The sequence below is a fragment of the Emticicia sp. CRIBPO genome, assembly GCF_009905725.1.
Taxonomy (GTDB): domain Bacteria; phylum Bacteroidota; class Bacteroidia; order Cytophagales; family Spirosomataceae; genus Leadbetterella.
The window spans coordinates 120,180-145,727 of the sequence record NZ_JAAAKV010000005.1; the positions used below are offsets into that span (position 1 = coordinate 120,180).

Genomic DNA, 25,548 nt, shown 5'->3' on the forward strand with positions numbered 1-25,548 from the left:
ACAGGTGGTTTGTAAAAATTTTCTCCGTATTAATACGAATCGTTACTTCGGGATAATCCTTTTTTCTGCTTAAAAGTTTCAAGTTGCTCTGCAGCAATTTTTTTCAGGCCAGCCGAATCGCTGAAAGTGGTTACAAAACGAAATCCCATGTCCGACATTCTTTGAGATATCTCAGGGGTCACTGAATGGATCCCGGCAAAAATGCCGTTTTCGGCAGCGGCGTCTAATATTTCCTGAAGAATACCTAAAAAGGAAGGATCATCAAAATCAGCTATTTTCTCATAACCTAATGAAATGCTGAGATCCCACGGACCCACATAAAGCCCGTCAAGATCAGGTGTGGAAGCAATTTCTTTCAGGTTTTTTATCGCATCGGAGGTTTCAATCATCGCCATCGTAATGACTTCATCATCAGAGGCTGTAAAATAATCATCTCCATAAATAAGGGATGCCCTCAGCGGGCCAAAACTCCGGTTTCCTTTCGGATAGAACCGGCAGGCCCGTACAAATTTTTCGGTTTCTTCCCGGTCGTTGATCATCGGGCAGATAATGCCCATCGCCCCCGCATCAAGCATACTCATCATGAAAGCCGGGTCGTTTTGTGGTACCCTGATCAAAGGAATCGTTTTTGTTCCTTTGATGGCCTGAAGCATGGGCAGGATCACAGAAAGGTCTCTGGCCAGCCCATGCTGGGCATCAATGGTCATCGTATCATAGCCTACATGAGCAATTACCTCTGCCGCCCATGCGTCTGGAATACTGATCCAGGCATTGATAGCGGTTTCGTTGTTTTGCCAGAGTTGTTTGATACGGTTGGGCTCCATTTTTAGAATTTACAGGACGCGTTATCTTCTTTAACGTAATAATCCTTATAATTTTTGGCCTTTGGATTCATACAACCCACCAGGTTTAATAATTCCACTTTTCTGAATTCGATCGGGTGGCTTTCGCTCTGAAGAGAAATAGAACCTTCTTTCAAAGCTTTTCCGTCAGGTGCAAAAATCGGATCATGTCCGCTTACGTTACCTCCACCGATGCTCGGATGAGTATATTCCATTACCTTTTCGTTATTGATGTAATGCTGGATCAGCGAATCGCCCAGAACCAGGATTTCAGCCCTTACCCATTCGCCTTTCGGAAATGACTTTGATTTGGAATTGATACAGTGACGCTTGTCGAATTTATTCTCATACACCACGTTTGTTCCCGGAGTACAAAGATTACAGGTCGTTCTTTCTTTTGCCGGATCAATCTGGCCCAGTAACTGCACCTCAATAGAAACCGGGAAATCCTGGTTTTTACCCATGCTTTCAGCCGGTTGTCCGTGAATCATCACACCGCTGTTTAAAGTAGCCCACCCTTCTCCGCCTTTGGCTTGTTCACCTATAAAACGGTACTCGACCGCCACGCGGTAATAAGAAAAAGGTTGTTTGTAGAAAATGTGTCCGTACTGCTGTTTGAATGCATCATATTTGTCGTAGTTCACCACAAGATTCTTGTTTTTAACACTGAATGTGTTGCCGAAATTGTCGTTCAGGTCAAATCCCCTGATTTTTACAGCCCAACCGTCAAGATTCTTTCCGTTGAATAATTGTTTCCAGTCTTTTTGAGGAACCTGGCGTAACTGAGCAGAAGCGAAGAGGCCTGAAAAAAGGAAGAAAGCTAAAAATAGTCTTTTCATTATAATTGTTTTGATTGAATAAATGGAGGGAGGAATAACAGGATTTTATCCGATTATTATACCCATAATTAAAAAATAAAGTTCAGACCTGTAAATAAACAAGAAAACTATTTCAAATAAAAAAATAAGCGTATTTTTGAAGATTATTCAACCGAAATTAGCCTTAAAAATGAAATCAAAAAACCTTTATTCTTTGCTGCTGCTTTTATTTCCCGCTCTGCTGTTTGCTCAGTCGGGAAAAGTCCTGGACAACCAGAGTGTCCCGAGTAAAATCCTGAAAGGAGATCGTAAATACGCTATTTACCTTCCGCCTGATTACGAAACTTCACAAAGAAGTTATCCTGTCTTGTACCTGCTTCACGGTGCCGGGGATGACCAGACCGGTTGGGTGCAGTTCGGAGAGGTTCTGAGCATTACCGACAAAGCCATCGCAGAAGGGAAAGCCACTCCCATGATCATTGTTATGCCTGATGCCAATACCGGCACAAGGGGCTATTTTAACAGTGTCAGGGGCGACTGGAATTATGAGGATTTCTTCTTCAAGGAATTTTTACCGCAAATAGAAAAAACATACCGTATCAAGTCAGAAAAAAGATTCCGTGCAGTAGCCGGTCTTTCTATGGGTGGTGGCGGCTCATTCATGTATGCCTTGCATCACCCTGAGCTGTTTTCTTCCGCCTGCCCTTTGAGTGCGTACATCGGACCGATCAACATGGAGGAGGCTGACTCAAGATTAAAAAGAATGCTGCCGGATGCCAAGCCGGAAGAGGTAAAGACCTTTTTCGAGACACAAAGTGCTTTAAGCCTCGTTAATAATATCGCAGATGATCAGAAGAAAGCCGTGAAGTGGTATATCGACTGTGGCGATGATGATTTTCTTTATGAAGGAAACTCGCTCATTCACATTGCGATGAGAAAAAAAGAAATTCCTCACGAATTCAGAATCCGTGAAGGAGGCCATACCTGGAGCTACTGGAGATCAGCTCTGCCCGTGGTTTTATCTTTTGTCTCGGACACTTTCCATCAGAATTGAAATTTAGAAAACAGATAAATGAACAGAAGAAAAGTATTACAAAACCTTTCTATGGGTTTTGGAGGGATCGTTGCTCTTCCCGCCTGGGCAAATGCCTGGACGCCCGGAAAGCTTGACCAGGGATTGGCCCTGACTGTGGCGGAGGGTGATTTATTGACCGATCTTTCAGAGACCATCATTCCCGAAACAAGCACTCCCGGTGCCAAAACACTGGAAATAAGCAAATTTATCAAAGTGATGATCTCTGATTGTTACGATGCCAAAGACCAGGAGAGATTCAGAAAAGCTTTGGCCAGGGTAGACGAGGTATCCGGACTTATTTATGGTAAATCATACCAGGAAAGCACCAAAGAACAGAAACTTCACCTTTTGCAAGGGTTGGAGATGAGTTCAGATGCCGACCAGAAATGGTTTTTCGGTGTAGTAAAGAGATTGACGACACAGGGTTATACTTCCTCGGAATATTTTCTGACGAATATCGCAAATTTTGAATTTGCACCCGCCCGTTTCCATGGATGTGTACCTGTAAATAAAGCATAAGAGATGTTATCTGTAGATAGTAAAAAGAAAAGAACGTTTGAAGCCATCGTCATAGGTTCGGGTATCAGCGGAGGATGGGCCGCGAAGGAATTTACCGGGAAAGGACTTAAAACCCTGGTGCTGGAAAGAGGAAAAGACGTAAAACATATTGTAGATTACCCCACCACCATGCTTCAGCCATGGGAAATGGAACACCGCGGGCAAATGCCCCTGAGTGTACGAAATGAGAATCCGATTGTCAGTAAATGTTATGCATTTCATGAAGGGGCCGCTCATTTTTTTGTAAAGGACAAAGAACATCCCTATATCCAGGAAAAACCGTTTGACTGGATCAGGGGTTATCAGGTAGGTGGAAAATCCCTGCTTTGGGCCCGTCAGACCCAGCGTTGGAGTAAATATGACTTCGAGGGCCCTGCCCGCGACGGCTTCGCCGTCGAATGGCCGATCGGTTATGACGACATTGCCCCTTGGTATTCTTACGTAGAGAAATTTGCAGGGATTTCCGGTAATAAAGATGGCCTGGACAGTCTTCCGGACGGAGAATTTCTCAAACCTCACGAAATGACCTGTGTCGAGAAATATTTCAGTGAGAAAGTCTCTCAGAAATACAAAGACCGTCACATCATTATCGGACGTGCCGCTCACTTAACTGAGCCGAAACAGATTCATTTTGACCAGGGAAGAGCCCAGTGTCAGAACAGAACCATTTGTGAAAGGGGTTGTCCCTACGGAGGATATTTCAGCAGTAATGCTTCTACCATTCCATGGGCGATGCGGACCGGAAAGCTGACTTTAAGGCCCGACTCTGTCGTTCACTCCATTATTTATGACGAAAAGAAAGGCAAAGCCAGCGGCGTGAGGGTAGTGGATGCTCACACCAAAGAAATGATTGAGTATTATGCAGACATTATTTTTGTAAACGCTGCAGCCATCAATACCAACCTGATTTTGCTGAACTCTACTTCCAACAGATTCCAGAACGGTTTAGGTAACGATAGCGGTGTTTTAGGAAAATATGTAGCCTTCCATAACTACAGAGCCAGGGTAAACGGAGAATATGAAGGATTCCTTGACCAGACCACAGACGGGAAAAGGCCGAACAGCAGTTACATTCCTAGGTTCAGAAACCTCTACAAACAGGAAACCAATTTCTTAAGAGGTTATGCCGCCGGATTTGGAGCCAACAGAATCACTTATAACAGCAACCAGGGATTGGGAGAAACCTTAAAGGATAATCTCGCCAAAAAGCAATATGGCAACTGGTCGGTCGGATCACATATCATGGGAGAGACCATTCCGAAGGAAAGTAATTTTGTGGCTTTGGACAAAGACCTGAAAGACCCGTTCGGTGTTCCTCAACTGAGAATTTCCGTTGGATATGACGACAATGATGAGAAAATGGTCAAAGACTATATTGAGCAGATCACCGAAATGTTTGAAATGGCCGGCTTCACCAACATCAAGGCCTCAGACAGCAAGCAGGCTGCCGGTTTGGACATTCACGAAATGGGAGGAGCCAGAATGGGCAAAGATCCCAAAACGTCCATTTTGAACGGATTCAACCAGATGCATGCCTGTAAAAATGTTTTTGTAACCGACGGTGCCTGTATGACGTCAACTTCAACACAGAACCCGTCGCTGACTTACATGGCTTTGACAGCCAGGGCTGTCGATTATGCGGTAAAAGAAAGGAAAAAAGGAAACTTGTAATACTACAGAAAAGGAAACGGAGCCTCTGTTTCCTTTTCTGTTTTTCCCCCAAAAAAACAACCTTAAAATATAAACATGTCGATTTTCAACATCAATGCTAAAAAGGCCCGCACTTTTGACGCCATTGTCATAGGGTCCGGTATCAGCGGAGGCTGGGCTGCCAAAGAGTTATGTGAAAAAGGCCTGAAAACATTGGTGCTTGAGCGGGGCCGGGATGTAAAACACATTACGGACTACCCGACTTCGATGAAAAACCCCTGGGAATTCGAACATCTCGGACAGGTTCCGGATAAAATAAAGGAAGAATACAAAATCCCGTCAAAACATTATATTTTCAGTGAAAGCACCCTTCATTTCCTGGTTAAAGACAAGGAACAGGAATACGTCCAGGACTTGCCGTTCGACTGGATGCGTGCTTACCAACTGGGTGGAAGGTCATTGTTATGGGCCAGACAGACGCAAAGGTGGTCTGATTTTGATTTCGAAGGCCCTGCCCGCGACGGGTTTGCGGTCGACTGGCCCATCCGTTATGCAGACATTGCCCCATGGTATTCTTATGTAGAAAAATTCGCCGGGATTTCAGGTAACCGTGACGGACTTCCTCATTTGCCCGATGGTGAGTTCTTGCCGCCACATGAAATGACCTGCGTTGAAAAACATTTTAAGGAAAAAGTTTTACAAAAGTTCCCCGACCGTCATGTGATCATAGGCAGGGCAGCTCACCTGACAGCCCCCCAGCCCATCCACTTTCAGCAAGGACGGGCTCAATGCCAGCACAGGACTATTTGTGAAAGAGGTTGCCCTTATGGCGGATACTTCAGTACCAATGCATCGACCATGCCATGGGCTGAAAAAACCGGTAATCTTACACTCCGGCCCTTCTCTCTTGTTCACTCCCTGATGTATGATGAGAAGAAAAACAAAGCCTCGGGCGTAAAAGTAATCGATACAAACACCGGGGAAGAGATCGAATTCTTTGCCGACATCATTTTTGTCAACGGATCAACGCTGAACAGCAATCTTATCTTATTAAATTCAAAATCTCACCGTTTTCCGAATGGTTTGGGAAATGACCATGATATTCTCGGACGCTACATTGCCTTCCATACTTACCGTGGAAGAATCGCTGCAGAGTACGACGGACACCTGGATTTCACGACAGATGGCAAAAGACCCAACGGAAGTTACGTTCCTAGGTTCAGAAATGTGTTCAAACAAGAGACCGATTTCCTCAGGGGATATGCCGCCGGATTCAGTGCGACAAGGTCATTTGTTCAGAACAATAATGGTCTTGGAGAAGACCTTAAAGCCAACCTGGCGAAGCGAAACCTGGGCCACTGGCAGGTTGGTTCACACATGATGGGAGAGACCATTCCTAAGCATGAAAGTACCCTGAAACTTGATCAAAAGCTCACAGATAAGTACGGAATCCCTCAATTAAGGGTATCTGTGGCGTTTGACGACAATGATGACAAAATGAAGAAGGATTTTCATGAACAGTTTTCAGAGATGTATACCGCCGCCGGATTCAAAAATATTCAGCTGATAGATACCCAGAGAATGCCCGGAAGTGAGAACCATGAGATGGGTGGCGTGAGGATGGGAAATGACCCGAAGACCTCTATGCTGAACAAATGGAACCAGCTTCATGCCTGCAAAAATGTGTTCGTTACAGACGGAGCCTGCATGACTTCAACAGCTACTCAAAATCCGTCACTTACCTATATGGCTCTGACAGCCAGGGCTGTTGACTATGCTGTAAAGGAGAGAAGAAAGAAGAATTTATAGTCTTTGCGGGGTTAAAAATTCGTATAACTATATTCCTTTATAAGTTTTCCGAAACTTATGCCTTCTGTCCATTGTGCCGGTTTTTGAATGCAAGCGGGTTTTCTCCCGTTATTTTCCTGAAAGTCCTGTTAAAATAGGAGAGGCTCATGAACCCGGATTCCAGACTGGCCTCCGTTACATTCTTATCGGTCATCAGTAATCGCTGGGCCTGGCTTACCCTGTAGTGGTTAAGGAACTCAATAAAAGTAAGCTTGGTCATTTTCTTGAAGTACCGGCAAAAAGCAGCTTTCGAAAGATGACACATCTCCGCCACATATTCCAGTTCAACAGAATTCATATAGTTTTCATCAATGTAGACATACACCCGCTTTAACCTCTCTCTTTCTCTTTTGTGGTATTGGTTTTCTACAGGCTTGCTGTGAAGATACTGAAAGTCGCTCGTTTCAGAAAGTACCTGCAGAATCTTCAGCACATCAATAAACCTTCCGAACGCATCTTTACTTTCAAGACCCTTTATTAACCCGGACACTTTGTTTTTGGCATCCTGCCCGAAACGGATGCCGTATTTTGACCTTTCAAAAAGGTCGGAAATTTGTATCAGCTCGGGTGTTTCCGGTAAGGCGTGATGGAGAAAGTCGGATTTGATCTGAAGCACCAGGTGCAGATAATCCGATTTCACCCCGTAGTCAAAATTGAGGTGAGGAATATTTGAGCCGATAAACGCCATATCGCTTCCGTCATACCTGGAGATAAATTCCCCCACATGACAAGGACCACTGTCCGCTTCAATATAAACCAGTTCAAGTTCCGGGTGAAAGTGCCAGTAAAACAGGTTGCTTAACCTGGGATTGACCAGCAGGTTAAAAGAGCTTGATTCGCCGGGATCAATGCGTTCTAACTGTATTTTCATGTACAAAAGGATTCATATTTACAAATATGATAAAATATCGGATAATAAATATCAATATTGTTCAAATTCAGAGCACTATCGAGGTAGTGAGGAGATATAATTTGCTACAACTTTGTATCATTATTTCAACATTAAATATCACCCATTATGGAAAATACAGTTCAAACCATGGCTCCAACGATGATTCCTAATCAGAATCACAAGGACATTCCCGGAAACCCTTCTACCTCTACTACCAGTAAAATCAGCTTAAATGACAGGTCAAACGGGAAGCCGTTGAGGGTTTTATCGGAGGAAGACTGGAAGTTCTGGATTGAAAACGGATATGTCATCGTCAAAAATGCAGTGTCAAAAGAACAAGCTGCAGAAACAGCTGCTTTTTTGTGGGAGTTTGAAGAAAAGAACCCGGACGATCCCGAGACCTGGTATGCGGCACCGCAAAAAGAGATGCAGATGAAAGAGCTGACCGGAAGCGGCATGGTGGAGGTGTACAACAACCAGCACCTTTGGAACAACCGCCAGAGCCCGAGGCTTTATGATGCCTTTGTAGATATCTGGGGCACTGAAAAGCTCTGGGTAACCATAGACCGGGCCAACCTGAATTTCCCGATGTGTCCCGGTCACATATTTAAAGGATTTATTCACTGGGACTATGACCCCGAAACCCGTCCGCAAAATGTGCAGGGTGTGTTAGCTCTCGCTGACCAGACGGATGTCAACATGGGCGGTTTCCAGTGTATACCGGAACTCTACAGAAATTACGATACGTGGAAACTCACTCAACCCGAAGACAGGGACAGATTCAAACCGGATGTGAGTGCGTTTGAAGGAAAAATCGAAAAAGTGAAACTGGAGGCCGGAGACCTCCTGATTTTTAACAGCACCACCCCGCATGGTATCCGCCCGAATACCTCAGAAAATAAAGTGAGGATAGCTCAGTATATTTCGATGATGCCGGCGGAAGAAGACAATGAAGCTTTGAGAAACTGGAGAGTAAATTCCTGGAAAAACAGGTTAGCCCCTGAAGGATATGCGTTTCCCGGAGACCCACGTGAATGGGAAAAAACCAGGTACGAAACTGCGGAATTATCAGACCTTGGCAAAAAGCTTCTGGGCCTGGAGAATTGGTAAAATATCGTAAAGTCAGATATAAAAAAACGGCCCGCTTGTTTTCACAGGCCGGCCGTTTTTTCTTTTTCCATTCTCCTTTTTCCGGGAATGAAAGATTATGACGAACAAGGATATCTTAAATCATATCCCTTTTCCAAAAAATAAGGCATTCAAAAACAGCTTATTGGTACCATACCAGAAAGCTCTGAAATTCGGATTGTCCGAGAAACTAATGACTTTCCCAGCCCCCGATCTTTGAGCAACTGCCGTTGGCGTATTCTTAAATCTTTCGTAGTTTTTCGGATGAACATAGCCTGCAATCAAAGGATTTGAAGTAAACATCAGCGGCGTATCATAAGGATTCTTGGTATCTTCAAAAGCAATGTTATTCACTTTAAACACTGGTAGGAAATCCTGTTTGTATCCGTAACACAAAGGATGTGAAATGTCAATTTTCGTTTCGAAGATGGTACCCGCAGTTTCCAGGGCACCATCATAAACATTCTTTAATACATAAGGACGTTTCTCATTACCATTGTTCGACACGCCAGGTTTGATGCCCACAGAACTGATTTTCTTCTGAGATGCCCATACAGCACCTTCTCCCAGAGCAATAAGCACCCCGCCCCTCTGAACATAGTTCCTGATAGCATCATCAGACAAGTCACCATATCTGCCATTGTTCAGGATAATATGCGTGTATTTGCTAAGATTCATTCTGTTAACCTGGGAAATGTCGGCGAAAGCTAAAGGATAATTAACCCTCTGATCCAGCAGGTGCCAGACCTCTCCCGCATCATTATAATCTACCCCGTCACCTGTGATCATTAAAGCTACAGGAACATCCATCACCCTGAATTTCTCACTTCCGAAGTCGATTCCGGATGGGGTGAGTCCTGTGGTTTGGGCATAAAACGTTATTCCGTCTCTTTTAGCTAATGTTTCAAGTAAAGCTGCCGGATCATTGCCCTTGCAAATGATCTGAACGGTTCCATAGCCGAATTTCTTTTCCTGACCATTTACTACCGCTGAAAAGGGTTCAGTAGCATATTTTAATACAAAACCCTTGCTCAGTAGTTCGTATGCGGCACGTGAAACATAATATCCGTCCCATTCGAACAGGTAACCATAAGTAGATTTTCCTAGGACAGTACCTTCAGGAAAAAGATTTTCCTGAACTTTATCTCCCAAACTTAAGGAAACCTTTGATTCTGAGAATGGAATGTTCATACACAAAGGCACCGTCCATGCCGATACATCATAAAAGGCACTGTCCTTGAAAGTCGTCCTTTTTTCAAACATCGAGGTAATTAACCTGTGTTTTGGCTGAGACAAAGGCACAACATAGGAGGTTTCTTTCTCGAAATCTGTGTTATTCACCTTTTCATTCTTACCCAACTTATAAACTTCAATCTGATTTCTTCTTAAAATATTAACGGTTTCCCACACTCTCACCCTATCATTACCGCCACCAAACACATAAGCCTTTACATCATCCTTTGGTTTTTCGGCATAAAAATCACGAAGGTGGGTCAGTAATTCTTCCCGCATGTCTTTACCTGCTCTCAGGGTTGACAAGGTACAGGTAAACTGATTCCTGATCGTGAACGGAAAACTCAACGGGCCGTTGACGGTTTCCTGCAGATGACCTCTTGAAGAAGCCTGTTCAAATAAAATACCTATAGACCCATTCACGTCAGGGAGGGTTGAGCCCTTGCCATAATAAAAGTCATCATAGCTCTCCTGGGTAAAATACTGCGAGCCGATTTTGTCCAGGGCAGCAGCATGATATTTGCCGATTTTTTCGGTCAGGTTAATGTTACTCTGCGGAGTCATCGGGTGAGTCCTTGAAGGCACGCCCGGCTGGAAAAAGAAAGAAGAATTGCTTCCCATTTCATGGTGATCTGTCAGGATGTTCGGCTGCCATTCGTAAAACTTGACAAGCCTGCCACGGCTTTCCGGAAGCTGCTGATACAGCCAGTCACGGTTAAGGTCAAACCAGTAATGGTTCGTTCTTCCGCCAGGCCAGGTTTCTTTAAACTCACGGCTGTTGGCGTCAGATACCAGGGCCGAACTCCTGTTTTGGTTTACCCACGAAGAGAAACGCGTACCACCATCCGGGTTGATACAAGGATCGATAACAATCACCGATTCATTAAGCAAAGAATCAATTTGTTTTCCTTCAGCTGCCGCCAGGTAATAGGCTGTTAGCAGCGAAGAGTTGGTGCCGCTGGCTTCATTGCCATGAACAGAGTATCCTAGCCAGACCACGACAGGCATATCTTTAATTTTCAGGCTGCCGGACTTTGATGGATCTGTCAGTTTTTTATGATCGTCTTTAAGTTGATCAATTTTCGAAAGGTTGGCCGGAGAACTGATTGTGACAAACAATAATTCACGGTTTTCAAAGGTTTTGCCATAGGGCTCTATTTTAAAGCGGTCGCTTAATCTGGCTACTTCCTTCCAATAAGCATTTATTTCGTAAGGGCTGGCATGCATTTCACCGACGTCGTAGCCAAGGAACTGCCTCGGAGTAGGAATTTTCTGGTTATAGGTCACATTTTTGGGGAGATAATAATCGAGCCCGGACTGGGCGAAAGTACCCCATGAAAAGACGAGTAAAAAAGAAAGAAGTAAATGTTTAAGCTTCATCTGGTTTGTTGAAATTTAGGTCAGAATAAATGATTAATCAAAAGGGGAAATTAAATGATAATCATTAAAACACCTAAAATTAAAAGTCCTTTTCATGACAAAACCATGAAAAGGACCTTCGGAGCATTTAAATTGCTCAGGTAATTGACCTGATCAGGTGTTTTTCATTGCTTCCGGGGGTGCCATCGTGAAGTTTGGAGGCCCGTTTCGTCAGATATTTTCCGTTTTCCTTATTTTTGATATAAAACTCATCAGCCCCGCCGGTGGGGATCAGCTCCCATCGTTGGCAATTGCCGTTGTTGGTGGGTGACATATTCGTAATGTTGCATTGAAGATACTCGTTGTTTTTGGCATTTCTGAATGCATATACATTGTTTTCCTGGTGCTCAAAAATAAAAACGCATTCGGGGTTTTTAAAGGTATCACTCATGTGTGTGGCCCTGTCAGTCCGGTACTCGTTATTGCCCAGATTTTTAATAAACCGTTTATCCGGCTTCCCGTTTTTTAGTTTGTAAACATGGGTGTCCGACACCTTGGCCCAGCTGTGATGGCTGATCTTGTTAGTTGAAATGGCACTCACGTTGGCTTGCAGACAAGACCTCCAGTTATCTTCTGAGTCTACATCATACGTTCTGACAATAAGATTTTTATTTGTAAAAGGAGGGACGGTATTCATCCACACGCCCCTGTGATCATGGAATATATGAAAATTAAAGAAAACAAAATTGCCGCTTTCCGGTGGAGCCACTGATTTGTCATCATCCGGTTTGTCCGAATCGCTGAAGCAAAAACGTTCGGTAAGCAGGTCGTGCATGGTATACTCAGTTTTCCAGCCCTTATTTCCGCTGAGGCAGAAAATAAATTTTCCTTTCATGTGACTCATGGTAGGCCACCCGTTTTTTACCACTTCTCCGCAAAGGGTATCTCCGGCCGAAATGGTGGAATTATTCAAAGCAAAAATATCCTTAGGCTTTAATATCCAGGATTCATCAAAATAGACTTTCAGGTAAGTGTCAATTTCCTTATGAAAATCATCGTAGCCATCTTCTGAGCTTTTTATGTCAAGTGAGATCAGAATGACTTCGTGCTGGCTATTACCATTGTGCCAATCCCTGAGCCTGTCGAGGTAATGTTTCAACGTTTCTCCCAGCGGAGGCCATACATGAGGGGAGCTGTGAAATACCCTGAAAAAATTTTCGTCAATTTTAACACCGTTTTCATATGGGGAAGTTTTTCTCCAGATGTCGAATTCAAGACCCAGACACCCACCGTTATACGGTTTTTGAGAGTTAAAGGTAAGCTGTTCAGCGGTACTTTCGTCTCTTTCATAAGAATTGTGAGATGCCTTAAAGGCAATCTGGCTGTAGGTCGGATCATTTTCTGATGGCTGCATTTTTTGTCATGTTTAAAGGTTGAATCAGCTGATTTAAAAAGTGTTAATATCCCGGCCGGTTTTATGAAACCGCAAATCCGGGCTTATCATCAGCGAATATGTTGTTTGGAAAAAGAAAACGCAAGCTACCGGGTAGGACAAAAAACGGACAATTAAATCAGCAAATGGAGCATGGCTTTATTTTGTTGTTTTTTCGCTTAACTCTTTGAGGTATTGTGCCAGAGACGTGGCTTCCGGAATGTTAAGATGATGCTTAAAGCGACGTTTGCTGCGGCCTACGCTTTCCTTGCTGATGCCGAGGCGACAGGAAATTTCATGGTCATTGAGTCCCAGGTAGATCAATGTTGCCAGACGTTCTTCAGCAGGCGTAATTTGCAAATGCAACTGGTGTAAAGTGTAAAGATAGTCGGGATAAGCCTTTGAAAAATCAAGACGGAATTGTTCCCAGCTTTCGTCTGTGAGTAAATTGAACTTCAGCAAACCTTCTCTCGCAATCTGCTGACGGCATCTGGCGGTATTTATCTGGTTTTCCATCCATTTAAGTTGTGAATCCTTTTCCATCAGGTGGTTTGTCACTGCTGTAATTTTTTCTCTTGCTTTTTTTGCCTCAGCTTCCGCCATTTCCTGCCGGACTTTTATGAGGCTTTGTTTACGTTTTTCTCTCAGGCGATAATTTCTGTTCAAAAAAAAGCTCACAGGTATCAGCAGCAGAAATCCTGCAATGATGCTATTCCTGATCTTTCTTTCTCTGGCAAGTTTTATTTCCTTCTGATCAAGCGAGATAAGAAGGTCGTCAAAGGCTATTTTAGCTTTCAGGGCAGACAACCTGTTGTTGTACAGTAAGATGTTAAGAGAGTCTTTATGCTGATGGTAAAGGTCATAGTAGTAAAATGCCATTTTATGATCTCTCTTCAAGCGATAGGCATCTCCAAGACTCTTACATACCTCCATGCAATTGTCCCACAAGCCGAATTCTTTAAACGATAAGTGTGCTTTTTTCCACAAATTAATGGCTTTGGGAAAATCTTTCTTTTTAAAGTAAACAAAGGCCAGGGCCTGTTCAGCAAGGCTGATATTGAGAGGGTCTCCAAAAAAAAGACTGTTTTCCAGGTATTCTTTAATCAATGGGATCGCGTCTTCATATTTTCCCTGCAAGGCTAATGAATGACCGATGTTGCCTTTTGCAATACCCATCCAAAGTTTTTGTACCCTGGCATCAGGGTCCGGTTTTGCAGACAGGGTATCAAGTATCTGTTGATAGTAATAACGGCAACTGTCATAAGCTCCCGTTTTTTTATATGCCGCCCCGAGAATATCGAGCTGAAAAATATATACCCGGGCATCCCAATGCAGGAGGTCTGTATTTTTAAATTTAAGGCACGCCTTCCCATAGGCAATACTTTGTCTGTAGTCTTTTGACCGGTACAAAGCACTGCTTACGCTGAAAAAGCGGTTATGAACATACGGGAAATGAGAGAAGCCTGTCTGTTTTTGAAGTTCTATGGCTTTGATATTATACAAAACGTAGTTATAATCATTATAGCTGAACAACTCAGCATAGAGGCTGTATATCTCTGCCAGGAGTTGTTTGTCCTCCAAAGCCGTCGCAATTTTTATAGCCTTTTGCATTGGCTTTATGTAAAGAGCTCTTTTATAGCCAAACTCCATGGCTCCGAGCGTCATGTATTCGATAAGCCGGGCTTCTACTCTTTTATCCGGCTTTTCTCTCAGGTATTTATTCATTTTTGACAAAACCCGGAGATATTCCTGTTCGTTTTTATGGCGACTCAGATGATCATAAATGACCTGGGCTTTATGAGTCTGTGAAGTATCGGTCATTTTCCAGCTTTCCAGGAGCGGTTTAATGAGTGGATCCTGTGCGTGGATGTTAACCGGAATAAACAGCAATAAAAGAAAAGTTAAAGAAGGCTTCATTTCATGGATAAGGTTAATTGTGTTAACTTAATAACCAATATTTAAAAATCCTTTTAATTATCCAAGAGCTTCAGGGGGCTGATGCGGGCGATCCCGGGATAAAGTTATCGAGCAGTATTAAAATTAATGCGGTATGCTTTTCTCATTTCATAAAATAGTTTCATTTTTACATTTTACGAAACTTAACAATTGTTGGCAATGCTCTCTTTTGACCACGTCTCTATTTCAAAAAACGACCATCTTATATTATCAGAAATTAACTGGCAGGTTGCTCGGGGGGAAAACTGGGCAATTATCGGGGAAAGCGGTTCCGGTAAAAGTACGCTGATCGACACCATTGCAGGCAAGGTATTTCCGCTGAAAGGAAAAATAAGCAGGGACAAAGACAAGCGGATTGAGCTTGTTCCGAGAGATTACAGTTTTCATAAAATAGTAGGGGCGGCCTATCAATATTATCAGCAACGTTATAATTCCTATGATTCGGAAATCGGCCCGACGGTGGAAGAAATCCTGCAGGGCAGGGTAAAGCCGATCTGGACGGTCAATGAAAACTCTGTAGAACTGGCCCCGCCGCTTTATGAAAACGACTGGGTGATTGAAGTCAGCCGCCATCTGAGGATTGACCATCTGTTACAAAGGAAAATCACGTCCTTGTCTAATGGTGAAACGAGGAGAACGCTCCTCACCATCTCTTTGCTGAAGAAACCGGACATACTGGTTCTTGATAATCCTTTTACAGGCCTCGACAAAGAAAGCAGGAGGCTGCTTAAAGAAATTCTGGATGAATTCAGCACTAAAGGTATCCAGGTCATTATAGCTCTGAATATGCAGGACTTGCCGGATAGCATTGATCATATATTGGAACTGGAAGAAGGGAAAATAAAAGCAAGTCATATAAAGCCGTTTAGAATAGAAGAAAATAAAAGCAATGTTTCGGGATTAAAAATTCCTGAAGGGTTTCATTCAATTGCCGGCAATAAGAACGAAGACTTTGAAACAGCCATCAAATTTAACAAAGCCACGGTTACTTACAGTGGCAAGCGGGTGCTGGACAGTGTAGACTGGGAAGTGAAAAAAGGAGAACGCTGGGCATTGATGGGGCCAAATGGTTCCGGCAAAAGTACATTGCTCAGCCTCATCACCGGAGATAACCCACAATGTTATCAGAATGATTTTGTTTTGTTTGACCGGAAGAGGGGAACAGGTGAAAGTATCTGGGACATAAAAAAGAAAATAGGATTTATTTCTCCCGAATTGCACCTTTATTTTAACAGGACTATAGAAGTGTGGAAAGTGGTGGCATCCGGATTGTTTGACTCGGCAGGCCTTTTTAAGAAACTTACCGACGAGCAAATGGACACCGTTAAAACTTATATGGAGTTAATCAACCTCCGGAAGTTTGAAAACAGAAGATTGATCCATTTGTCTTCAGGTCAGCAGAGACAGGTTTTCCTGGCCAGGGCTTTGGTGAAAAACCCACCTCTACTTTTGCTCGATGAGCCTTGTCAGGGACTTGATTATAATCAGATGGTGTACTTCAGGGAATTGCTGAACCAGATCATTCTCGGGCTTAATAAGACACTGGTTTATGTTACGCACTATGAAGACGAAATTCCGGCCTGCGTAACCAGGAGGATTAATTTATCAGAGGGAAAATCGATTTAAAAATATAAGATGATGAAAAAGCTGTCTGTTCTTTTCCTGTTGGTTGTTTTACCCATTATTAAGGTGTATTGTCAGAATGCCCCTGAGTTTGATTACTACGTTACGACGCCGGACAGAAAAAGTCTTCTTACGCATAATCCTGAAATTGAACACGATTTTGACGAACAGAAAGCTTTCACGATCAATGTGGATGAAAAAATAAAATACCAGACTGTAGAGGGGTTTGGTTATACATTGACAGGAGGGAGTGCTTATCTGATCAGACAGAAATTAACGGAATCTCAAAGGAAAAGTCTTTTGAAAGAGCTGTTTTCAGAAAAAGAAGGAATTGGCTTGCAATGGCTGCGGATAAGTGTGGGAGCATCAGACCTGAGTGCTTTTCCGTTTACTTACCAGGAAAAGCAAAAGGATATTTTTAATCTGAGTCATGACAAAACGGACCTGATTCCGTTATTACAGGAAATTGTAAAAATCAATCCGAAGATTAAGTTGTTGGCAACCCCCTGGTCGCCTCCGGTCTGGATGAAAGATAACGGCTCTTATATCGGAGGAAGTCTTTTAAAATCACACTATGGCACTTATGCTGCTTATCTGGTAAAATATGTCAGGGCCATGAAAACCCTCGGCCTGACGATACACGCACTGACGCCTCAGAATGAACCGGAGAATCCCCACAACAATCCAAGTTTGCTGATGACGGCTGCCGAACAAAGTGATTTTATTGCCAACTATCTTGGACCGGCATTCAGAAAAGCAGGAATAAAAACGAAAATTATCCTGTTTGACCATAATTGCGATCATCCGGAGTATCCGATAGAAATTTTAAAGAATAAGAAGGCCAATCCATACATTGAAGGATCGGCTTTCCATTTATATGCCGGAGAGATCTCTGCTTTGTCGAAGGTTCATAATGCTTTTCCTGATAAGAATATTTACTTTACCGAACAGTGGACTTCTTCGGAAGGACAGTTCGGGGGTGATCTTCAGTGGCACATCAGAAACGTAATCATAGGGTCGTTACGCAACTGGAGTAAGGTGGCGATGGAATGGAACCTGGCGAATGATAAGGAGATGAGACCGCACACAGAGGGAGGCTGCGATAAATGTCTTGGGGCCATCACGATTGACGAGAACGGACACAATCCCAATGTTGCTTATTTTGTCATTGCACATGCCTCACAGTGGATACCACCGGGCTCTGTACGTATCAAATCAAATGAAAGTGCTGATTTTCCCAACGTGGTGGTGTTGAGGCCGGATGGTAGAAAGGCCATGATCCTGATGAATTCAAAAAATGAAACACAGGATTTTATCATTTCCGATAAGAACAGAAACAATAAACTATCGCTGGAAGCAGGAGCTGTAGCAACGGTCGTCTGGAAATAATCACTTAAGCCTTTCCGTCGTTGTTGATTTCCGGAGACGGAAACCGTTTTCCGTGAATTTTGATATAAGAGTTGACCGCATTTTTCAGACTTGAAGAAAGAGAAAGTAACAGGCGAAGCTGATCAGTGATCATCCTGGCTTCCTGCAGGTTCAGTCTCATTTCGTGGCTGATGGAATGTATACCGTCTTCAATTTCCTTATCCCTGATTTTGACAAGTTCCTTAAATTTGTTTTCAAGATATTCCTCGGCCTTGACTAATTCTTCTTTACGGTTGGTTTCTGTAATTTCTTCATAGTTCAGCATTTCCATGGCATTGATCAGGTTATCATTTGTTCCTGAAATAAAAACCTCAAAGTGACGGGACGCTTTGGTGGTTTTATGGGCTCGCATAAATGTTCCTAAAGAGGCTGCTGCTGAAAGAAAAGTATTGTTGAGCGTTACGATCTCATACACATAAGACAACTCCTTTTGTTTTGACTTAGGTTCTTGTGTCATCCTTTGAAAGGCAGCATTCAGGTTTCCTATCGCCAGAAATGCCTGTTTTCTGGATAACTTGTAAGAGGTTTCCAGTGTTTCTTTGTTATGATAATACCGGTCGATTTCGATCAGGTACAAGCTATTGGCTTCGATGGCTTCCACCATGTCTTTCCGGATGTTAAGAAACTGCCACGAGGGCCAGAAGAGAAGATTGGCAAAATAGGAAAGAGTAGCCCCGATAAAGGTGTCAATAACCCGGTATTTGACCAGTTCGAGAGCATTCTGTACCAAAATTGAATAAAGAAAGATAATGCTCAGGGTAATGAACATTGCAGCGGCCTTGTAGTTCTTTTGCAGGAACGAGAACGAAAGAAGCAGGGAAGCAATAGCCAGGATACTGTATACCATTGTATTCTGCGTCAGAAAAATGATGGAAACCGCAATCGCCGCCCCGATGAAAGTCCCGGCAATTCTGTGCTTTGTCCGCTCTTTGGTCAGGCCGTAGCTAGGCCGCATAATGACCACAATAGTCAGTAATATCCAGTAGAAATTTTCAAGATCCAAGGCCTTGCCGATCAGGAAACCTAAAATAATGGTAAGCGTCAATCGCAGCGAATGTTTATAGCTGGGGGACTTAATGCTGAAGTTTTCACGGAAAGTTTTAAAATCGTAATCCTGGTGGGTAATAAACCTGGCCCTTTCTTTATTCTCAGATTGAAGCCCCTCGTTGAGGTTATTGAGGATACGCTCTATTATGGTTACTTTTTGTACCTGCTTTTCCTCGTAGTCGTACAGGTTTCTTAAGATCAATGAACCCTTACGGGCCTTTGGCAGGCCTACTTCCTTTACATAAACTTCAATGTTTTCCTGTGCTCTTTTGAGCAAAGTCTCGAGATGATTTTTGAATTTGAGCGGCTTGTTGTTCCTGATGGCTTCAGAGATCTTTTTCATCCTGTCGGCCATCTCGCTGTTGATTTTTTTGTAGGGTTCTATTTTCTCTTCATGGCCATGAAAAATCTCGTCAATTTTGTAAAGGTTGTCCGTGTTGGCAATGGCCAGTTCAAGCATGTCAACCAGTTCTATAAAAATCAATAATTGTTTTCTCTGGTAATTGGAATGTCCCGATTTCTGGCGGTCGCTCATCAGGATTTCGCGAAGGGTCTCCAGTTTTTCATTGATGTCGGTTTGGAGCGTGAACATCTTTTTTTGAAGCGTGTCTTTGTCTGCTTTTTCAACGGCGAATTCTCCCCGGGTAGCCAGATAGTCGGCGGTAAGTTCAATGCAATCGGCCAGAAGAAGTTCTGTCGTTTTTTTATGGATAAAAATATTAAAGACAAAGGAGAGGACGAGATACCATATTCCACCCAGGCCGATCAGTCCGGCATGATGTAAAATCTCCATACCTGAAACAGGATGTGCAAAACTCAGAACTACAGCAGATAGTCCGGAAAAGGAAACCAGGGAGGCCCTGAAACCAAATACAGAAATATAAGAGATAAAGAAGACAAGAATACCTAGTACCGGAACCAGTAACCAGGGAGAATAATTGGACGCAATAGTCATCAGTATCGTGACAACGACACTTAAAACAATCGCAAATCCTATACCATACATTTTGTGCCTGATAGTACCCTGAACATCCGGAGAAGAGGAGAAAATAACACCCAGGGCGATGGTCAGACCCAATTGCGACTGATCCATGTAAAAGCCAAGATAAACCGGCAAAACGATAGCAAAAGTGAGGATAAAGCCTTTGAAAAATTCAGAGCTTTCAAAAAAACGTTTTATGGCTTGGCGGTCAATCATATGCTTGTAGAAATGGCTGCACAAAAATTAAACAATAAGCTTTAAATAGCAAATTTGAGACCCTTTTTTGACAGAGAGCAAACAAACGCAAATCATCGTCCGCAAAAATCATAAGGAGAAGCTGAACGCTGATGCAACGAATCGACAAATGTTTGCATCTCACTGTTAACAAATCATTTAAACATTGATCATTATGAAAAAGACCAGCTATCTGTTACTTATCTGTATTTTGCTGACAGCAAAAGTTACTATGTCACAAACCCTTGAAAAAAACACCCAATGGCTGAGCGGCCAGTTAAACAACCTGGTGAAAGATGAAAACAAAAAACTGAAGGTAAATCAAAAGGAAAGTTTTCCCACGTTCAACTTCAAAGGTTGCCAGATGAACATGGACATTGATGCCAAAGACAAGGATTTTGATTTCGGCATGAGGCTTTCGTGGCTTTTAAAAGATGTGAAGGGAGTTACTTATGCCAGGGAGAAAAACGGAAATTATGAATTGAACCTGAACGTCCCGGCTGACAAAATGAAAGTGAAGCTGGATTTCGGACGTGAAAATTCCATAGGAGGCTCATTCAATATTAAGGATGATGACAAGGACGGAAAAACGAACTTTACCCTGCATACAGCCGATGAAACCCTCGTTAAGCAGATGGTCGTGCGTTTTGAGGAGTCGGTTAAAGTTTGCCGGAATATGAAATGAGAGAAAATAAATCTTATCTTTAAATTTGTGGAATACAACCTTTTTGTCTGAAACAGAGTCTAAGGGATATTAAATAAAATTCGAAATGATAAGAATAGCCCTGGTTTTATTTTTAGTGCAATTTTTAAAGATAGATTCATGTACTACTGTGGAGGCAGAATCTTTAAAAGCGGATGCCGTTTCATTAAGTGGTGAATGGGTATTGAAAAGTGTTTTTCTGGGAGACGTCATTGATACGCCATGCGGCTGGGAAGCCAAAGATCCGAGGCAAATGACATTGAACATTACCACCACCGCTACAGAAAATGACTCGAAATCATTTATACTGAACGGTCAGTCGGCAGTCAATCAGTTTTTTGGTTCATACGCTATCCAATCTTTTGATAAGATAACCAAAAAAGGAACCATCAAAATGGGAGCGATAGGAGGGACTAAAATGGCAGGTCCGGAAGCCATGATGAATTGTGAAACAAGATACTATACGCTTTTAGGTGACGCTGTTGATTTTCAACTGGTAGAAGGAGAAAACGGCCCGGTGTTGCATCTGGGAAGATTAAAGAAAGATAATACCCCTTCAAGAGATGGGGGTACTTACCTGATATTTGAGAAGGGTAAGTAAGAAAAATAAACAGAAGAGGCCCTGGCGGAATTATCTGCCAGGGCCTTTTTTGCGTTAGCGTCGTTTAAAATCATCCGGAAGATCGGGTTCATCTCCCAGGTCAAGTTCGAGTTTTGTTCCTGTATTAAGAATTTCTGCCCCGATAGTAAATGCTCCCCAGGCAATTTTTTCAAGTCTTGCGACCCCGTTTATGGCCTCAATGATTTCAACTTGTGGCTTAAATGTATTGTGGAGATAGAACTTCACTCCGCCTGTCAGTTTTTTATCAGAATCTTTGGCTTTAACAGTATAAATCAGTTTATACCAATCTTCAAGACCTTTTACAGGACGAGAATCTACAGAGATGATGAATCCGTCTGCCTCCCTGCTTCCTCCGAACCGGCCTTTGTTATGATCGATGTCAGGGGTATCCGGATCAACGGAGGATTTATAGATAGAAACATTTTTATCCGTTACTGTTTTGTTGGGAAAAGGATTCATTTGCTGGGTTGCTTTCGCTACTGCATTGGCCTTTTCATTGGCTTCCTTTGCTTTTTCCTTTGCTTCATCAACCTTTTTGAGGATAGTATCAGAAACAGAACTGATAAACCGGGTAGAGCTGATTCCTGCCAGGACACAGAAGCTGATGAAAAGGATATGGTCTTTTACATTATTTTTGAGCAGTCCGTCAAAAATATTACTTTGGGTAATAGCCAGAAAAACGGGAACCAGCAACGCCGCTCCCAAACCCATGAAAATGGAGTTTTTCAGCGAGGGGGAATCATCGTCGGGCACTTTGTTAGATTTACCGTAATGATAATTGACAAATCCACCTAAAAGACCGGACAAAATAATCATAAGAAGAATGGTACCAAAAACCGGCCAGTCAAATGTTTCTTTTGGTAAAGGAGTAGCAGCAACTTTCTCATAAGCAGCAAGAAGCTTATCAAGAGAATCTTTCGGAATTATGAGTGTATCTGGTGACATAATTAACAGGGATTTAAAATCAGGGAATATTTTATACAAAATTGACTTTTTGTGACAACCTGTTTTATGTGAAAAAGCCCCGTTCTGCGACCGTATTTTTCCCGTATAGCGGTTTACATTTTAAAAATTATCCTCCTGCCACTCGTAATATCTCTTTCCGGGATTACCTTTGCAAAAACATTCATCATACTGCAGACCAGGTCTGTGTTAACCTTATAATATGGAATTAAAGCAAATCCCCCTGAACGATCTCCACGAAAAAATCGGTGGTAAAATGGTGCCTTTCGCAGGATATGTCATGCCTGTCAGATATTCATCGGACATTGAAGAACACAAATGCGTGCGTGAGGGCGTTGGTGTTTTTGATGTTTCCCACATGGGTGAGTTTTATGTGAAAGGACCTAAATCCCTTGATCTGATTCAGAAAGTATCAGCCAATGATGCTTCTGTTTTGTTCGACGGGAAAGTTCAGTACAGCTACCTTCCGAATGCGACCGGAGGCGTGGTGGATGATTTGCTGGTTTATAAAATGGCTGATGAAGAGTATTTCCTTGTGGTCAATGCTTCGAACATTGAAAAAGACTGGAACTGGATCCAGAGCCATAATGCCGAAGGTGTGGAAATGCAAAATGTGTCAGATGACTTTTGCCTGTTCGCTGTTCAGGGTCCAAAGGCTTTGGACACGCTTAAGAAACTAACGGATTCGCCGATTGAAGCCCTGGATTACTATACTTTCACAAAAGGCACACTGGCGGGAGTTGATGATATTATTATTTCTGCCACCGGATACACCGGAGCGGGAGGGTTTGAATTGTATGTACCGAATGCAGCAGCTGAAGAAGTCTGGACGAAGATTTTCGAAGCAGGGGCTGAGTTTGATATCAAGCCTATCGGCCTCGGAGCCAGGGATACATTGAGATTAGAGATGGGTTATTGTCTATATGGCAACGATATTACCGATGAGACCTCTCCTTTGGAAGCCGGATTGGGCTGGGTGACTAAATTCACTAAATCGTTCATAAATAGCCAAGATTTACTGGCTCAGAAACAAGGGGGCTTAAAAAATAAACTGGTGGGAATCGAAATGATCGACAGAGGGATTCCCCGCAGTCATTATGAGATTTGTAATGCAGAGGGAGAAAAAATAGGGGAAATTACCTCGGGAACGATGTCTCCGAGCCTCCAGAAAGGAATAGCCCTGGGATATGTGACATTAGCCAATGCCAAAAACGGGACGGAAGTTTTTGTTAAAGTAAGAGACAAACTGATTAAAGCACAGGTTGTAAAGCCGCCTTTCGTAAAACCCGGTGTGTAATAACAAATAGAGATTTAAAAAGGCCTTGCAGATTATTTTCTGCAAGGCCTTTTTAGAATAAGGTAAATGATGACATTAATCTTTCCATCCCCACGGAGATGCCGGTTTTTCAGGCAAGGGTTTTGCGAGGTCAAACTTTACGGTAAACAATCTGTCGGTGCCGATTCTTTTGAGGTTGTAGGTAAAGAAGTCGTTGTTGATTGTCATCCACCAGACGTTAGTGGCTGCTAATGGGATCAGAACGGCTGTTTCCTGGTCTGCAGGGAAAACCTGGATTTCCGGCAGGCCGTCATTCGTCGTCCATCCACCATACTGCGTTACTTTGTCTTCTGACCCGTCTTCGTGACGATGATCATGCTTCAGCAGAATTCTTTGATTCTCGTATTTTAAAACCCAGGTCCTTGATTTATTTTCTCCGACAAAGAAAGGTATCCTGATCCTGTCCTGTTCGCAAGACTTCACGTGCATGATCAGCTTTTTGTCTTTAAAGGCAGGGTTGTCAGCTCCTTCAGTAATAATTCCTTCATAGGCATTTCCGCAATGAAGTTTCAGCTTACTCCAGAACAATTCTGCACCTGACTGGGCGTGTGCAGTGAGGCAAAAACAGGAGATGAGCACCAGAAATGAATGCGAAAAGATTTTCATGTTGTTATTTGTCTTAAAAATTCCAGAATTTAAAAACTTCTCCTTTTTTATAGAGAGATTCGTCCTTTGAAGGAAGCTCCAGAAAGCCATCAGTACTCACCATGTTGACAAAATCACCTGAGCCTCCTCCGGTGATGGGAAGGGCTACGCGGCAGGCCTTGTCTTCTGATATTTTAACCTGCAGAAAATAGCTCAGTGTCGGATTAAAAGTGTAATCTTCTGATAAAACAGCCCATGAATGATCTTCAGGGTTCTGATGAAGCGTTTTTTTCAACCAGGGGATCAGGTACCTTCTGGCACAAAAGAAAGTGGAGACGGGGTTACCTGGAAGGGCAAAAACAACGGTGTTTTTGCGTTTTCCGAACCAAAAAGGTTTTCCGGGCCTTTGGTTAACCTGGTGAAAGAGCTTCTCGACACCCGCATCCTCAAGAGCCTGAGGTATAAAGTCTTTTTTGCCTTTGGACACACCGCCGCAAAGCAGGATGACGTCATACTCAAGCAAAGCCGCTTTTATCTGAGTGACTGAAGCGTCTTTATCGTCTTTGATATGAAGCTTGCCGGCCACTATGCCGTGCTGTGCCAAAAGAGAGGCAATACAATAGGCATTTGAATTCCTGATTTCAGAAGGAAGGGGATCTTTGTCAATCTCAACAATTTCATCCCCGGATGAAATAATGACTATTCTGGGTAGTTTGCGAACAGTCAGTGCAGTTGCTCCGACACTCGCCGCTACGGCTATTTCGGCTGGTCTGAGACAGGTATTTTCTTCGACAAGAACCTGACCGGCTTTGGCGTCGGAGCCTTTGAAATGTATATTCTGACCTTTTTTACAAGGCACTGTGACTTCAGCAATAGTTCCGCTAATGAGCAGGTCTTCATACCTGACGATACAATCAGCGGTGCTGCTCAACACGGCCCCGGTCATGATCTCGATACAGTCTGCTTCTGCTTCAAGGTCAAGCGGAGAGGCTCCGGCAAACTGAATGCCTTTAATATTGAATTTCCTGATGCCATTTTGGTAGTCCTCCCAGCGTATCGCAATTCCATCCATGGTTACCCTGTTAAAAGGGGGTAAATCACGATCTGCAACGATGGCTTTAAGCAACACACGACCGGTCGCTTTTTCAATGGATATTGTTTCCGGGCCGGAATCCGGTGTGTTTTCCAGCACTATGCGGGTAGCCTCATCTACTGAAACCATAAGTATAAATTT

Annotated in this window: 20 protein-coding genes; 10 read left to right on the top strand and 10 right to left on the bottom strand. The window is 43.0% G+C overall.

What is annotated here, in order from left to right:
* Positions 1-29: 29 nt before the first annotated feature.
* Positions 30-824 (bottom strand): HpcH/HpaI aldolase/citrate lyase family protein, encoded by a 795-nt coding sequence (locus GVN16_RS11665; RefSeq protein ID WP_166564078.1) that lies wholly within the window; start codon positions 822-824, stop codon positions 30-32.
* 2 nt (positions 825-826) lie between these two features.
* Complete coding sequence (locus tag GVN16_RS11670) at positions 827-1,681, bottom strand: DUF1080 domain-containing protein (protein ID WP_166564079.1); 855 nt, start codon at positions 1,679-1,681, stop codon at positions 827-829.
* 169 nt (positions 1,682-1,850) lie between these two features.
* Between GVN16_RS11670 and GVN16_RS11675 the strand changes: the two genes are divergently transcribed.
* From GVN16_RS11675 to GVN16_RS11690, 4 genes are all read left to right on the top strand, one after another.
* On the top strand, positions 1,851-2,714 hold the full coding sequence (locus GVN16_RS11675; protein WP_166564080.1) for an esterase family protein: 864 nt from the start codon (positions 1,851-1,853) through the stop codon (positions 2,712-2,714).
* 18 nt (positions 2,715-2,732) lie between these two features.
* Positions 2,733-3,254, top strand: a complete 522-nt coding sequence (locus tag GVN16_RS11680) for a gluconate 2-dehydrogenase subunit 3 family protein (protein ID WP_166564081.1) — start codon at positions 2,733-2,735, stop codon at positions 3,252-3,254.
* A gap of 3 nt (positions 3,255-3,257) precedes the next feature.
* The gene (locus tag GVN16_RS11685; RefSeq protein ID WP_166564082.1) at positions 3,258-4,964 is read left to right on the top strand and encodes a GMC oxidoreductase; all 1,707 of its coding nucleotides are present in this window, start codon (positions 3,258-3,260) and stop codon (positions 4,962-4,964) included.
* Between the two features lie 75 nt (positions 4,965-5,039).
* A complete protein-coding gene (locus GVN16_RS11690; RefSeq protein ID WP_166564083.1) occupies positions 5,040-6,752 on the top strand; it encodes a GMC oxidoreductase in 1,713 nt (570 codons plus the stop codon).
* 55 nt (positions 6,753-6,807) lie between these two features.
* Here GVN16_RS11690 and GVN16_RS11695 read toward each other — a convergent pair whose 3' ends face one another.
* Positions 6,808-7,662, bottom strand: a complete 855-nt coding sequence (locus GVN16_RS11695; protein ID WP_166564084.1) for an AraC family transcriptional regulator — start codon at positions 7,660-7,662, stop codon at positions 6,808-6,810.
* Positions 7,663-7,809: 147 nt separating this feature from the next.
* Between GVN16_RS11695 and GVN16_RS11700 the strand changes: the two genes are divergently transcribed.
* Positions 7,810-8,793: a phytanoyl-CoA dioxygenase family protein gene (locus GVN16_RS11700; protein WP_166564085.1), complete on the top strand. Its 984-nt coding sequence runs from the start codon at positions 7,810-7,812 to the stop codon at positions 8,791-8,793.
* A 120-nt stretch (positions 8,794-8,913) separates the two neighbouring features.
* On the opposite strand, the gene GVN16_RS11705 is transcribed toward GVN16_RS11700, so the two are convergent.
* From GVN16_RS11705 to GVN16_RS11715, 3 genes are all read right to left on the bottom strand, one after another.
* Positions 8,914-11,424, bottom strand: coding sequence for a M14 family metallopeptidase (locus GVN16_RS11705; RefSeq protein WP_166564086.1), 2,511 nt, complete (start codon positions 11,422-11,424; stop codon positions 8,914-8,916).
* A 136-nt stretch (positions 11,425-11,560) separates the two neighbouring features.
* Positions 11,561-12,817 (bottom strand): Ca2+-dependent phosphoinositide-specific phospholipase C, encoded by a 1,257-nt coding sequence (locus GVN16_RS11710; RefSeq protein ID WP_166564087.1) that lies wholly within the window; start codon positions 12,815-12,817, stop codon positions 11,561-11,563.
* Positions 12,818-12,994: 177 nt separating this feature from the next.
* The gene (locus GVN16_RS11715; RefSeq protein WP_166564088.1) at positions 12,995-14,752 is read right to left on the bottom strand and encodes a hypothetical protein; all 1,758 of its coding nucleotides are present in this window, start codon (positions 14,750-14,752) and stop codon (positions 12,995-12,997) included.
* Between the two features lie 198 nt (positions 14,753-14,950).
* On the opposite strand from GVN16_RS11715, the gene GVN16_RS11720 reads away from it, so the two are divergent.
* Positions 14,951-16,417: an ATP-binding cassette domain-containing protein gene (locus GVN16_RS11720; protein WP_166564089.1), complete on the top strand. Its 1,467-nt coding sequence runs from the start codon at positions 14,951-14,953 to the stop codon at positions 16,415-16,417.
* A 9-nt stretch (positions 16,418-16,426) separates the two neighbouring features.
* Entirely contained in the window at positions 16,427-17,803 is a 1,377-nt protein-coding gene (locus GVN16_RS11725) for a glycoside hydrolase family 30 beta sandwich domain-containing protein (protein WP_166564090.1), read from the top strand.
* Between the two features lie 4 nt (positions 17,804-17,807).
* On the opposite strand, the gene GVN16_RS11730 is transcribed toward GVN16_RS11725, so the two are convergent.
* Positions 17,808-20,087, bottom strand: a complete 2,280-nt coding sequence (locus GVN16_RS11730; protein ID WP_166564091.1) for an FUSC family membrane protein — start codon at positions 20,085-20,087, stop codon at positions 17,808-17,810.
* Between the two features lie 193 nt (positions 20,088-20,280).
* Between GVN16_RS11730 and GVN16_RS11735 the strand changes: the two genes are divergently transcribed.
* Together GVN16_RS11735 and GVN16_RS11740 are read left to right on the top strand one after the other, a co-directional pair.
* Positions 20,281-20,790, top strand: a complete 510-nt coding sequence (locus GVN16_RS11735; RefSeq protein ID WP_166564092.1) for a hypothetical protein — start codon at positions 20,281-20,283, stop codon at positions 20,788-20,790.
* An 85-nt stretch (positions 20,791-20,875) separates the two neighbouring features.
* Positions 20,876-21,409, top strand: coding sequence for an META domain-containing protein (locus tag GVN16_RS11740; RefSeq protein ID WP_166564093.1), 534 nt, complete (start codon positions 20,876-20,878; stop codon positions 21,407-21,409).
* A 54-nt stretch (positions 21,410-21,463) separates the two neighbouring features.
* Here GVN16_RS11740 and GVN16_RS11745 read toward each other — a convergent pair whose 3' ends face one another.
* Positions 21,464-22,375 (bottom strand): YEATS-associated helix-containing protein, encoded by a 912-nt coding sequence (locus GVN16_RS11745; RefSeq protein ID WP_166564094.1) that lies wholly within the window; start codon positions 22,373-22,375, stop codon positions 21,464-21,466.
* A gap of 220 nt (positions 22,376-22,595) precedes the next feature.
* Between GVN16_RS11745 and gcvT the strand changes: the two genes are divergently transcribed.
* Complete coding sequence (gene gcvT / locus GVN16_RS11750; RefSeq protein WP_166564095.1) at positions 22,596-23,690, top strand: glycine cleavage system aminomethyltransferase GcvT; 1,095 nt, start codon at positions 22,596-22,598, stop codon at positions 23,688-23,690.
* A gap of 75 nt (positions 23,691-23,765) precedes the next feature.
* On the opposite strand, the gene GVN16_RS11755 is transcribed toward gcvT, so the two are convergent.
* Both GVN16_RS11755 and GVN16_RS11760 read right to left on the bottom strand, forming a co-directional pair.
* On the bottom strand, positions 23,766-24,335 hold the full coding sequence (locus GVN16_RS11755; protein WP_166564096.1) for a hypothetical protein: 570 nt from the start codon (positions 24,333-24,335) through the stop codon (positions 23,766-23,768).
* Between the two features lie 13 nt (positions 24,336-24,348).
* Positions 24,349-25,536 carry a molybdopterin molybdotransferase MoeA gene (locus tag GVN16_RS11760; RefSeq protein ID WP_166564097.1) on the bottom strand — a complete coding sequence of 396 codons (1,188 nt, stop codon included), beginning with the start codon at positions 25,534-25,536 and terminating at the stop codon, positions 24,349-24,351.
* Between the last annotated feature and the right edge of the window lie 12 nt (positions 25,537-25,548).

Bases quoted from the DNA above. Each gene is read 5' to 3' on its own strand.
- GVN16_RS11665 (WP_166564078.1), bottom strand. From the start codon at position 824: ATGGAGCCCAACCGTATCAAACAACTCTGGCAAAACAACGAAACCGCT.
- GVN16_RS11670 (WP_166564079.1), bottom strand. From the start codon at position 1,681: ATGAAAAGACTATTTTTAGCTTTCTTCCTTTTTTCAGGCCTCTTCGCT.
- GVN16_RS11675 (WP_166564080.1), top strand. From the start codon at position 1,851: ATGAAATCAAAAAACCTTTATTCTTTGCTGCTGCTTTTATTTCCCGCT.
- GVN16_RS11680 (WP_166564081.1), top strand. From the start codon at position 2,733: ATGAACAGAAGAAAAGTATTACAAAACCTTTCTATGGGTTTTGGAGGG.
- GVN16_RS11685 (WP_166564082.1), top strand. From the start codon at position 3,258: ATGTTATCTGTAGATAGTAAAAAGAAAAGAACGTTTGAAGCCATCGTC.
- GVN16_RS11690 (WP_166564083.1), top strand. From the start codon at position 5,040: ATGTCGATTTTCAACATCAATGCTAAAAAGGCCCGCACTTTTGACGCC.
- GVN16_RS11695 (WP_166564084.1), bottom strand. From the start codon at position 7,662: ATGAAAATACAGTTAGAACGCATTGATCCCGGCGAATCAAGCTCTTTT.
- GVN16_RS11700 (WP_166564085.1), top strand. From the start codon at position 7,810: ATGGAAAATACAGTTCAAACCATGGCTCCAACGATGATTCCTAATCAG.
- GVN16_RS11705 (WP_166564086.1), bottom strand. From the start codon at position 11,424: ATGAAGCTTAAACATTTACTTCTTTCTTTTTTACTCGTCTTTTCATGG.
- GVN16_RS11710 (WP_166564087.1), bottom strand. From the start codon at position 12,817: ATGCAGCCATCAGAAAATGATCCGACCTACAGCCAGATTGCCTTTAAG.
- GVN16_RS11715 (WP_166564088.1), bottom strand. From the start codon at position 14,752: ATGAAGCCTTCTTTAACTTTTCTTTTATTGCTGTTTATTCCGGTTAAC.
- GVN16_RS11720 (WP_166564089.1), top strand. From the start codon at position 14,951: ATGCTCTCTTTTGACCACGTCTCTATTTCAAAAAACGACCATCTTATA.
- GVN16_RS11725 (WP_166564090.1), top strand. From the start codon at position 16,427: ATGATGAAAAAGCTGTCTGTTCTTTTCCTGTTGGTTGTTTTACCCATT.
- GVN16_RS11730 (WP_166564091.1), bottom strand. From the start codon at position 20,087: ATGATTGACCGCCAAGCCATAAAACGTTTTTTTGAAAGCTCTGAATTT.
- GVN16_RS11735 (WP_166564092.1), top strand. From the start codon at position 20,281: ATGAAAAAGACCAGCTATCTGTTACTTATCTGTATTTTGCTGACAGCA.
- GVN16_RS11740 (WP_166564093.1), top strand. From the start codon at position 20,876: ATGATAAGAATAGCCCTGGTTTTATTTTTAGTGCAATTTTTAAAGATA.
- GVN16_RS11745 (WP_166564094.1), bottom strand. From the start codon at position 22,375: ATGTCACCAGATACACTCATAATTCCGAAAGATTCTCTTGATAAGCTT.
- gcvT (WP_166564095.1), top strand. From the start codon at position 22,596: ATGGAATTAAAGCAAATCCCCCTGAACGATCTCCACGAAAAAATCGGT.
- GVN16_RS11755 (WP_166564096.1), bottom strand. From the start codon at position 24,335: ATGAAAATCTTTTCGCATTCATTTCTGGTGCTCATCTCCTGTTTTTGC.
- GVN16_RS11760 (WP_166564097.1), bottom strand. From the start codon at position 25,536: ATGGTTTCAGTAGATGAGGCTACCCGCATAGTGCTGGAAAACACACCG.